General features: G+C 60.2%; 1 protein-coding gene. It reads left to right on the plus strand.

The annotated features are described in order from the left end of the window. Positions 1-138: 138 nt before the first annotated feature. Positions 139-1,152: a class 1 integron integrase IntI1 gene (intI1, locus tag R7M72_RS24785; RefSeq protein ID WP_000845039.1), complete on the plus strand. Its 1,014-nt coding sequence runs from the start codon at positions 139-141 to the stop codon at positions 1,150-1,152. Positions 1,153-1,355 lie beyond the last annotated feature (203 nt).

Consider the following 1,355-nt stretch of genomic DNA (forward strand, 5'->3'; position numbering starts at 1 on the left):
AACTTTGTTTTAGGGCGACTGCCCTGCTGCGTAACATCGTTGCTGCTCCATAACATCAAACATCGACCCACGGCGTAACGCGCTTGCTGCTTGGATGCCCGAGGCATAGACTGTACAAAAAAACAGTCATAACAAGCCATGAAAACCGCCACTGCGCCGTTACCACCGCTGCGTTCGGTCAAGGTTCTGGACCAGTTGCGTGAGCGCATACGCTACTTGCATTACAGCTTACCAACCGAACAGGCTTATGTCCACTGGGTTCGTGCCTTCATCCGTTTCCACGGTGTGCGTCACCCGGCAACCTTGGGCAGCAGCGAAGTCGAGGCATTTCTGTCCTGGCTGGCGAACGAGCGCAAGGTTTCGGTCTCCACGCATCGTCAGGCATTGGCGGCCTTGCTGTTCTTCTACGGCAAGGTGCTGTGCACGGATCTGCCCTGGCTTCAGGAGATCGGAAGACCTCGGCCGTCGCGGCGCTTGCCGGTGGTGCTGACCCCGGATGAAGTGGTTCGCATCCTCGGTTTTCTGGAAGGCGAGCATCGTTTGTTCGCCCAGCTTCTGTATGGAACGGGCATGCGGATCAGTGAGGGTTTGCAACTGCGGGTCAAGGATCTGGATTTCGATCACGGCACGATCATCGTGCGGGAGGGCAAGGGCTCCAAGGATCGGGCCTTGATGTTACCCGAGAGCTTGGCACCCAGCCTGCGCGAGCAGCTGTCGCGTGCACGGGCATGGTGGCTGAAGGACCAGGCCGAGGGCCGCAGCGGCGTTGCGCTTCCCGACGCCCTTGAGCGGAAGTATCCGCGCGCCGGGCATTCCTGGCCGTGGTTCTGGGTTTTTGCGCAGCACACGCATTCGACCGATCCACGGAGCGGTGTCGTGCGTCGCCATCACATGTATGACCAGACCTTTCAGCGCGCCTTCAAACGTGCCGTAGAACAAGCAGGCATCACGAAGCCCGCCACACCGCACACCCTCCGCCACTCGTTCGCGACGGCCTTGCTCCGCAGCGGTTACGACATTCGAACCGTGCAGGATCTGCTCGGCCATTCCGACGTCTCTACGACGATGATTTACACGCATGTGCTGAAAGTTGGCGGTGCCGGAGTGCGCTCACCGCTTGATGCGCTGCCGCCCCTCACTAGTGAGAGGTAGGGCAGCGCAAGTCAATCCTGGCGGATTCACTACCCCTGCGCGAAGGCCATCGGTGCCGCATCGAACGGCCGGTTGCGGAAAGTCCTCCCTGCGTCCGCTGATGGCCGGCAGCAGCCCGTCGTTGCCTGATGGATCCAACCCCTCCGCTGCTATAGTGCAGTCGGCTTCTGACGTTCAGTGCAGCCGTCTTCTGAAAACGACAA

It is taken from the genome of Vibrio sp. YT-18, assembly GCF_033337345.1.
In the GTDB taxonomy this organism is placed as follows: domain Bacteria; phylum Pseudomonadota; class Gammaproteobacteria; order Enterobacterales; family Vibrionaceae; genus Vibrio; species Vibrio alginolyticus.